The sequence below is a fragment of the Anaeromyxobacter terrae genome, from assembly GCF_022690685.1.
GTDB classification, from domain to species: Bacteria; Myxococcota; Myxococcia; order Myxococcales; family Anaeromyxobacteraceae; genus Anaeromyxobacter; species Anaeromyxobacter terrae.
Window position 1 is genome coordinate 1 of record NZ_JALCYY010000109.1, and the last position, 8,421, is coordinate 8,421.

Here is an 8,421-nt window from a genome sequence, read left to right on the forward strand (position 1 = left end):
GGACGCCTCCGCGGCGGCGCCTTCCTCGAGCTCGGCGATGGCCTCGCCCACCGCGACGGTATCGCCGGTGCGCTTCAGCACGCGGCGCAGGACGCCCGCCGCGGGCGCCGGCACCGCCACCGTCGCCTTCTCGCTCTCGACCTCGACGAGCGGCTCGTCCACCTGGAAGCGCTCGCCCTCGTTCTTGAGCCAGGCGCCGATGGTGGCCTGCGTCACCGACTCTCCGAGAGACGGGACCTTCAGCTGGATGGACATGTCTTCAGCGCTCCTGGGCGGCCGCGCGCTCCGCGCGGATCCGCGAGACGGGCTCTCCGAGGGCCTCGCGCACGAGCTGCTCCTGCTCGAGCCGGTGGCGCGTCGCCGATCCGGACGCCGGGCTCGCCGACGGCGCCCGCGACACGAGGGCGACCCGCGACGGGAGTCTCGGCGCGAGCTGGGCGTTCACGTAGTCCCACGCGCCCATGTTCGACGGCTCCTCCTGCGACCAGACGATCTCGACCCCCGGGCGGAAGCGCGCGATGGCGTCCCGCACCGACGCCACGTCGAGCGGGTAGAGCTGCTCGAGCCGCACGATCGCCGCGTGCCGCGCACCCTGAGCCTCCCGCGCGGCGGCGAGGTCGTAGTAGAGCTTGCCCGAGCACAGGACGACGCGCGTCGTCTCCCTTGGGTCGGCCGACTCGTCGCCGATCACCGGGCGAAACCGCTCCTGCACGAGCTGATCGAGCGGCGAGACGACCTGCGGGTGACGCAGCAGGCTCTTCGGCGACATCACCACGAGCGGCTTGCGGTAAGGCGAGCGCACCTGCCGGCGCAGGGCGTGGAAGTACTGCGCGGGCGTCGTGAGGTTCACCACCCGCCAGTTGTCGTCCACCGACAGCTCGAGGAAGCGCTCCAGCCGCGCCGACGAGTGCTCCGGGCCCTGCCCCTCCATGCCGTGCGGCAGGAGCAGCGCGAGCCCGGAGAGCCGGTTCCACTTGGCCTCTCCGGAGGAGAGGAACTGGTCGACGATGACCTGCGCCGCGTTGACGAAGTCGCCGAACTGCGCCTCCCAGACCGTGAGCGCGTCCGGCATCTCGAGGCTGTAGCCGTACTCGAAGCCGAGCGCGCCCGCCTCCGAGAGCAGGCTGTCGCGGACCTCCACCGGGCCCTGGCCGCTCCGCAGGTGGGAGAGCGGCGAGTACGGGATGCCCGACTCCTGGTCGTAGAGCACCGCGTGGCGGTGGCTGAAGGTGCCGCGCCGCACGTCCTGGCCGGAGAGCCGGATGCGCGTGCCCTCCCACGCGAGCGTGCCGAGCGCGAGCTCCTCCGCCATCGCCCAGTCGAGCGGCTTCTCGCCGCGGACCATCTGGGCGCGCGCCTCGAGCACCTTCGCGAGCTTCGGGTGCACCCGGAAGCCGCGCGGGACCTCGACGAGCAGCTCGCCCACCTTCCGCAGGAGATCCGGCGCGACGCCGGTGGGCGGCTCCTCGCGCCCCATCGTCCCGCCGCGGTAGTCCTTCCAGAACCCGGTCATCGGCGGGGCGCCCGCCTGGACCGCGATCTTCGCCGAGGCCTGGTACGCCTCCTCGAGGCGCGCGCGGTAGCGCGCCACCATCTGCTCGAGCTCTCCGGCCGCGAGCGTCCCCTCCTTCACGAGCGCCTGCGCGTAGAGCGCCTTGAGCGTCGGCTTGCGCGAGATGGCCCGGTACATCACGGGCTGCGTGAACGCCGGCTCGTCCCCCTCGTTGTGGCCGTGGCGCCGGTAGGTCCAGAGGTCGATCACCACGTCGCGGTGGAAGCGCTGGCGGAAGTCGACGGCGAGCAGCACCGCCTGGGCGACCGCCTCCATGTCCTCCCCGTTCACGTGGATGATGGGGATCTGCAGCATGCGCGCGGGGCCGGTGGAGTAGGTCGTGGAGCGCGCGTCGCGGGGCGACGTCGTGAAGCCGACCTGGTTGTTCACGATGACGTGGATCGTGCCGCCCACCGTGTACGCCTCGAGCTCCGACATCTGGAGCGACTCGGCGACGACGCCCTGGGCGGCGAACGCGGCGTCGCCGTGGACGAGGATCGGCAGCGAGCGCTGGCGGTCGGTGTCGCGGTAGCGATCCTGCTTCGCGCGCACCCGCCCCTGCACCACCGTGTCGATCCACTCGAGGTGGCTCGGGTTGAACGCGAGGGACAGGTGGACGAGCACCCCCTCGGAGCTCTCGCGGTCCGAGGAGAAGCCGAGGTGGTACTTCACGTCGCCCCCGCCGGCGTTCACGATGGCCGCGTCGCGGAACTCGGCGAAGATGTCTCGGAGCGGCTTGCCCACCACGTTGGCGAGCACGTTGAGGCGGCCGCGGTGCGCCATGCCGATGACGACGTTGCGGACGCCGTGGCCGATGGCGCGATCCACCGCGAGCTCGAAGAGCGGCAGGAGCCCCTCGGCCCCCTCCACGCTGAAGCGCTTCGCGCCGAGGAACTTCGTGCCGAGGTACTGCTCCAGCGTCTCCGCCTCGACGATCTTCTCGAGCAGCCGCTTCTTCACCTCGGCGTCGAGCGACACGCGGTTGCGCGTCCGCTCCATCCGCTGCTCGATCCAGCCGCGCAGGTCGGCGTCGTGCATGTGCGCGAGCTCGACCCCGAGCGTGCGGCAGTAGGTCTCCTCGAGCCTCGCCACGAGCTGGCGCAGCGTCTCCCCGCGGCGCCCCTCCGGGTCGGCGGCGGGCCGGTCCAGGTCCGCCTCGGAGAGCCCGAACGCCGCGAGCGAGAAGCGCTCCGCGCGACGGGTGAGCGCGAGCGGATCGAGATCGGCGCGCAGGTGGCCGTACTCGCGGTACGCGGTGACGAGCCGGTCGACCTTGGCCTGGAACGCGGCGTCCGCGGAGGCGGTCGCCGCTGCGGCGGGGGCGGCGTGCGCGGCCCCGTTGGGGCGGCGGGGCGCGAAGGCCTCCGGGGCCGGCGCGGTCCCGGGGGTCGCCGGCAGCGACTCGAAGTACGTGCGCCAGCGCTCGTCGACCGCGCTGGGCTCGGCGAGCCACTCGTAGTACAGCTTCTCGACGAAGCTCAGGTTGTTGGCGCTCGGCGCCGGGACGGGAAGGTCGGTCTCGGGTGATGACATGTCGCGACATACTTAACTGGCCGACCGAACGCCGCCTCGTGGAACGGCGCCGCAGCGAGCTTCCCCGGTGACCTCGCCCCCTCTGCTGGTCTGGCGCACCCCCGCCGGTGAGCGGCGGGCCGCGTGGCTTTCACACCTCGTGCCTGCCCCGGAGCGGGCCGGCGCCGCCGACGACCGCACCACCGCCGCGGCCGCCCTCGCCCGCGCGAGGCGCGGCGAGGCCCTCGTCTACGGGGGCGACTATCACAACGCCCGACAGCTCCTCACCGCCATGGCGCGGCGGCTCGGCACCGCGCCGTCCGATGACGGGCGGCGTTCGCCCGGTGGCCGGCGGTCCGCCCGCCTGCCTCCTCCCCCCGCTCGGGACCTGACGGAGGCGTTCCGCCAGGAGCGCGCCCTGAAGCGGCTCGAGCACGAGGTGCTCACCCGCCTGCTCGTCCCGGTGGAGTCGGGCTGGCGGATCCCGCTCACCCGGGCGCCGGACGTCGCCGCCGCCTGCGAGGAGGCGCTCGGGCCGATGCCGGTGGCGCCGGGCCTCCTGCCGCTCCGCGAGCTGCTCGGGATCGTCGGCGCGCACGAGTGGCGGCGGCGAGGCGTCGAGGTGCCGGCCCTCGGCGCACGCGTCCACCCCCACTACGGCGTCTACGCTCCGGTCCGCGGCGAGTACGTGGACCTCGTCGCAGCCGCCGCCGCCGAGTGGCCCGTCGCGGGCAAGCTCGCCTACGACGTCGGCACCGGCACGGGCGTGCTCGCGCTCGTCCTCGCCCGCGCCGGCGCGCGGGTGGTCGCGACCGACGTCGAGGCCGCCGCGGCCGCGTGCGCCCGCGAGAACGCCGCCCGCCTCGGGCTCGCGGATCGCGTCGAGGTGGTGCAGGCCGATCTCTTCCCCGAGGGCGGCGCGCCGGCCGACCTCGTCGTGTCGAACCCGCCCTGGCTACCCGCCGAGGCGGCCTCGCCGCTCGAGCGCGCCGTGTACGACCCGGGCGGCAGGTTCCTGGAGCGGCTGCTGCGCGCGCTGCCCGGACGGCTGGCGCCGGGCGGCGAGGCCTGGATCGTCATCTCGGATCTCGCAGAGCGGCTCGGGCTGCGGCCGCCGGGCGCCGTCGAGGCGCTCGCCATCGCCGCCGGGCTCGCCGTCCGCGACGTCCGCGAGGCGCGCCCAGCTCACCCGCGGGTGAAGGATCGCGAGGACCCGCTCCACGCCGCCCGCGCTGCAGAGCGGACCCGCCTCTACCGGATCGGCGCGGCGCTGCCGGGCTGAGCAACGGCGGGGCGCGCGCCCGTCGCCGCGCCGGGTCCGGGCGGCGGTGCGGGCGGGGCGCACAGCGCCAGGGGCTGCGGGCGCGCCGGCGTCGCGTCGAACCCGCGGAGCACGTCGTCCACCGGTCGGCGGGGGGGCGCGCGCACCTCGAGGCCGTAGCCGAGCCGGAACATGATCTGAGGAACGCCGCGCTCCCCGATCGCCTCGCGCAGGCGGAGGCGCATGTCGGGGAGCTCGATCACCTGCGAGAAGTACGACGCGTACAGGCCGGCGCAGGTGGCGCGGAGCAGCACGCGCTGCAGCGCCTCGCCCGCGGCGATCCACTCGGCCTGCGCGTCGCCCGGCGTGGACAGGACGAGCAGCGCCTTCGTCCCGAACGCCCGGCGCCGGTCGCGGTCCGCCTCCGCGCGGCCCGCCCCCGCGAAGCGCACGGCGAGCGGGTGCACGAAGGCGGCGGCGTCGCTCATGCCGAAGGAGTAGCCGGGCATGCCGTCCGGACGGCTCGAGGAGTTGGAGCGCGTCCAGGCGGCGAGCTCGGCCCGGAACCTGCCGCTCGCCCACTGGAGCCGGTCACCCTCGGCCACGATCTCCGACACCGCGCGCCGCCCTCTCTCCTCGACGGCCCTGAGCGATACGCGCTCGCGGCGCGCCTCGCGGAGCAGGGCGGTGAGGAGCCCCTCCGGCGGCTCGCGGCCGTCGAGCGGGAGCCGGTTCGTGCGCCGGAGCGGGATCGCGTGGAACATGGCCTCCGCGTCGGGCGTCGACGCCCACCGCTCCTCGAGTCGCACGCGCGCGACGAGGCCATCCGCGCGGTGGCCCGGCAGGACCTCGACCGAGATCGTGTGACCGAAGTGCTGCGCGGCGACGCGCAGGTTCACGAGCGCCGCGCCGCACGCCATGAGCAGCTGCCGGCCGTCGGGGTCTGCGGCGGGGAGCGCGCGCGTCGCGTCCGCGAAGAGGCGCACCTCGTCGCCCTCGACCTCGAACAGCCAGGGCTGGGTGTTGTGGCGCGACGGGGCGAGCACCGCGTAGCGGAGCAGGAACCGGAGGCGCTCTGCCGGCCCGCCGCCCTCGGGGAACGACGACCCTTCCGCGGAGTGCCCCGCGTGCTCGCTGCTCATTTGACGCTCCGCGTCAGACCGGAACCAGGCTGGTGATACTCTGGCTATGGCCGCGGCGCGCCCCGCGCGAGTCCCCGGCCGGGCGGCACCGCCGGCGGTACGCCCGCGGGGCACCGGATCGCGTGGTAGACCACCCGAGGAGGCCCGATCCTGAACGACATCCTCGTCGAGCTCGCCATCGTCCTCGCCCTCGTGCTGGCGAACGGCGTCTTCTCCGGCGCGGAGATCGCGGTGCTCTCGATCCGCAGGACGAGGCTCGCCCAGCTCGTCGAGGAGGGCCGCGCGTCCGCGCGCGCCGTGAAGAAGCTGCGCGACGCCCCGGAGCAGTTCCTCGCGACGGTGCAGATCGGGATCACGGTCATCGGCGCCACCGCGGCCGCGTTCGGCGGCGCCTCGCTCGCGCGGAGGATCGCCCCGGCGTTCGCCGCGCTCCCCGGGCTCGGGCACTACGCCGACGCGATCGCGCTCGGCCTCGTCGTCGCCGGCATCTCCTTCCTCTCCCTCGTGCTCGGCGAGCTCGTCCCGAAGTCGATCGCGCTCCGGGCGGCGGAGCGCTACGCGCTCGCCGTCGCCCGGCCGCTCCTCGGCGTCGCCCAGATCGCCCGGCCGCTCGTGTGGCTCCTCACGCAGTCGTCGAACCTGCTCCTGCGCCCCTTCGGCGATCGGACCACCTTCACGGAGTCGCGCCTGTCCGTCGAGGAGATCGAGCAGCTCGTCGACGAGGCCGGCCGTGCCGGCGCGCTCGACGCTCCGACCGCCGAGATCGCCTCGCGCGCGCTCGCCTTCCGCGATCTCACCGCGGGCGACGTGATGGTACCGCGGAGCCGCATCGTCGCGCTCCCGCGGGACGCCTCGCAGGAGGACCTGAAGCGCATGCTCCTCGAGGAGGGGCACTCGCGCATGCCCGTCTACGACGGCACCCTCGACAACCTCGTCGGCTACGTCATGGCGAAGGATCTCGCCTCGATGGCGTGGGAGCGGCAGCTCATCGTCCTCGACGACCTCCTCCGCCCGGTGCACTTCGTCCCGGAGGCGGCGAAGGCGGTCCACGTGCTGCGCGACATGCAGCGCCGCCGGACGCAGATCGCCGCGGTGGTCGACGAGCACGGCGGCATCGCGGGGCTCCTCACGCTCGAGGACCTCGTCGAGGAGCTCGTCGGCGACATCTTCGGCGAGACCGAGGTGCCCGAGGCGCTCTGGCACCCCGAGGCGGACGGCGCCGCGGTCGTCCGCGGCGAGGCGCCCATCCGAGAGGTGAACCGCGCCCTCGGGCTCGACCTCCCCGAGGGCGAGGACTACACGACCGTCGCCGGCCTGTGCATCGCGCTCGCCGGCGCCGTCCCCGAGCGCGGCGCGCGGCTGCGAACGGAGGACGGGACCGAGATCGAGATCGTCGACGCCTCGCCGCGGCTCGTGCGGCTCGTCCGGATCCGGCCGAAGCCGCCGAAGACCGAGGAGGAGGCGGCGGAGGGGGAGTAGAGAGCGGGGAGACCGAAGGGGGGGGACGGGGCGAACGGCGACCTCGACCTCGACCTCGACCCCGACCTCGACCTCGACCTCGACCTCGACCTCGACCTCGACCTCGACCTCGACCTCGACCTCGACCTCGACCTCGACTTCGACCCCGACCCCGACCTCGACCTCGACCTCGACCTCGACCTCGACCTCGACCTCGACCTCGACCTCGACCTCGACCTCGACCCCGACCTCGACCTCGACCGCGACCTCGACCCCGACCCCGACCCCGACCTCGACCCCGACCCCGACCCCGACCCCGACCCCGACCCCGACCCCGACCCCGACCCCGACCCCGACCCCGACCCCGACCTCGACCTCGACTTCGACTTCGCGGTCCAGGTCCCGGTCGCAGTCCAGGTCGTCGTCCTCGGTCGTCGTCCTCGGTCGTCGTCCTCGGTCGTCGTCGTCGGTCGTCGTCGTCGGTCGTCGTCGTCGGTCGTCGTCGTCGGTCGTCGTCGTCGTCCTCGGTCGTCGTCCTCGGTCGTCGTCCTCGGTCGTCAGCCGCCGCGCCGGGCTTTGCCCGTCACGGCGGCTGAATCGTTCTGCGCGGGTGGATGGGCGGCGGGCTCAGAGCTGGCGTTGGGCATCGCGGCCTCCTGTCCGGGGTGAAGGAGGCCGCGATGCCCAACACCGTTCTTCTCGAGCTGAACCGCCGGTCAACCTCTTCCCCCACCCCGACCACGACCCTTACCCCCAACCCGAACTCGACCCCCACGCCCACCCCCACCTCGACCCCGCCCCTCTTCCCCTTCCAGACCCTCGACGCGTACCGCTTCGCCCGCGAGCTCGCCGTTCGCGTCCACTCCGCGCGCATCGCCGATCCCGAGCTCCGCGATCAGGCCACCCGCGCGGCCAAGAGCGCGTTCCTCAACCTGTGCGAGGGGCTCCCCGACGACCGCGCCGCCATGCGGCGCAAGTACTTCCTCGCCTCCGACGGCTCGCTCCACGAGGTCGTCGGGGCGGTCGACCTCGCCTGCGCCATCGGGGCGGTCGGGACCGACGCCGCCGCGGAGATCCAGGCGCTGGCGGTCCGGCTGCGCGCGATGCTGCGGGGGCTGCTCCGCGGCGCGCGGTCGGTGTGACCGCCCAGCGGCGCGCGCGTCCCTCGGGGCGCGCGCGCCGCGGGAGCGGTCAGCGCACGAGCCCGGTGAGGAGCGCCACGAGCCGGCTCGCGATGCGCGCGACCTCGTCGGCGCGAGCGGCCGAGGTGTCCCCGCACAGCGCGGCGATCTCGACGGCGGCGGCCGCCTCGACGGCTTCCGCGCGAGCGATGGCGAAGGCGCGGGCCTTGTCCGCGCGCGTGACGCGCCCAGCCCCTTCCGCGCAGTTGAGGCAGGCGGACTTCGCGGAGCGGACGGCCTCGTCGCGGAGCTTCGCGTCGCGGATGGAGCAGCGGAGCACGGAGAGGAGGAGGTCGCGTGCGACGGAGAAGGCGA

Annotated in this window: 7 protein-coding genes; 3 read left to right on the plus strand and 4 right to left on the minus strand. The window is 74.4% G+C overall.

Annotated features, from left to right (window positions below):
• Together MNY62_RS24815 and MNY62_RS24820 are read right to left on the minus strand one after the other, a co-directional pair.
• A partial coding sequence (locus MNY62_RS24815; protein ID WP_332842541.1) for a biotin/lipoyl-containing protein occupies nucleotides 1-255 on the minus strand: 255 nt, incomplete at its 3' end.
• Nucleotides 256-259: 4 nt separating this feature from the next.
• On the minus strand, nucleotides 260-3,085 hold the full coding sequence (locus tag MNY62_RS24820) for a 2-oxoglutarate dehydrogenase E1 component (protein ID WP_242347016.1): 2,826 nt from the start codon (nucleotides 3,083-3,085) through the stop codon (nucleotides 260-262).
• 67 nt (nucleotides 3,086-3,152) lie between these two features.
• On the opposite strand from MNY62_RS24820, the gene MNY62_RS24825 reads away from it, so the two are divergent.
• Nucleotides 3,153-4,346, plus strand: coding sequence for a methyltransferase (locus MNY62_RS24825; RefSeq protein WP_242347017.1), 1,194 nt, complete (start codon nucleotides 3,153-3,155; stop codon nucleotides 4,344-4,346).
• Here MNY62_RS24825 and MNY62_RS24830 read toward each other — a convergent pair.
• A complete protein-coding gene (locus tag MNY62_RS24830; RefSeq protein ID WP_242347018.1) occupies nucleotides 4,316-5,467 on the minus strand; it encodes an Acg family FMN-binding oxidoreductase in 1,152 nt (383 codons plus the stop codon). The two genes, MNY62_RS24825 and MNY62_RS24830, sit on opposite strands and share 31 nt — an antisense overlap.
• Nucleotides 5,468-5,644: 177 nt before the next feature.
• On the opposite strand from MNY62_RS24830, the gene MNY62_RS24835 reads away from it, so the two are divergent.
• On the plus strand, nucleotides 5,645-6,946 hold the full coding sequence (locus MNY62_RS24835; RefSeq protein ID WP_279426868.1) for a hemolysin family protein: 1,302 nt from the start codon (nucleotides 5,645-5,647) through the stop codon (nucleotides 6,944-6,946).
• A 659-nt stretch (nucleotides 6,947-7,605) separates the two neighbouring features.
• Nucleotides 7,606-8,067, plus strand: a complete 462-nt coding sequence (locus MNY62_RS24840) for a four helix bundle protein (protein WP_242347020.1) — start codon at nucleotides 7,606-7,608, stop codon at nucleotides 8,065-8,067.
• 49 nt (nucleotides 8,068-8,116) lie between these two features.
• Here the strand turns inward: MNY62_RS24840 and MNY62_RS24845 are convergent.
• Nucleotides 8,117-8,421 (minus strand): four helix bundle protein (locus MNY62_RS24845; protein WP_242347021.1); only part of this gene is annotated, 305 nt, incomplete at its 5' end.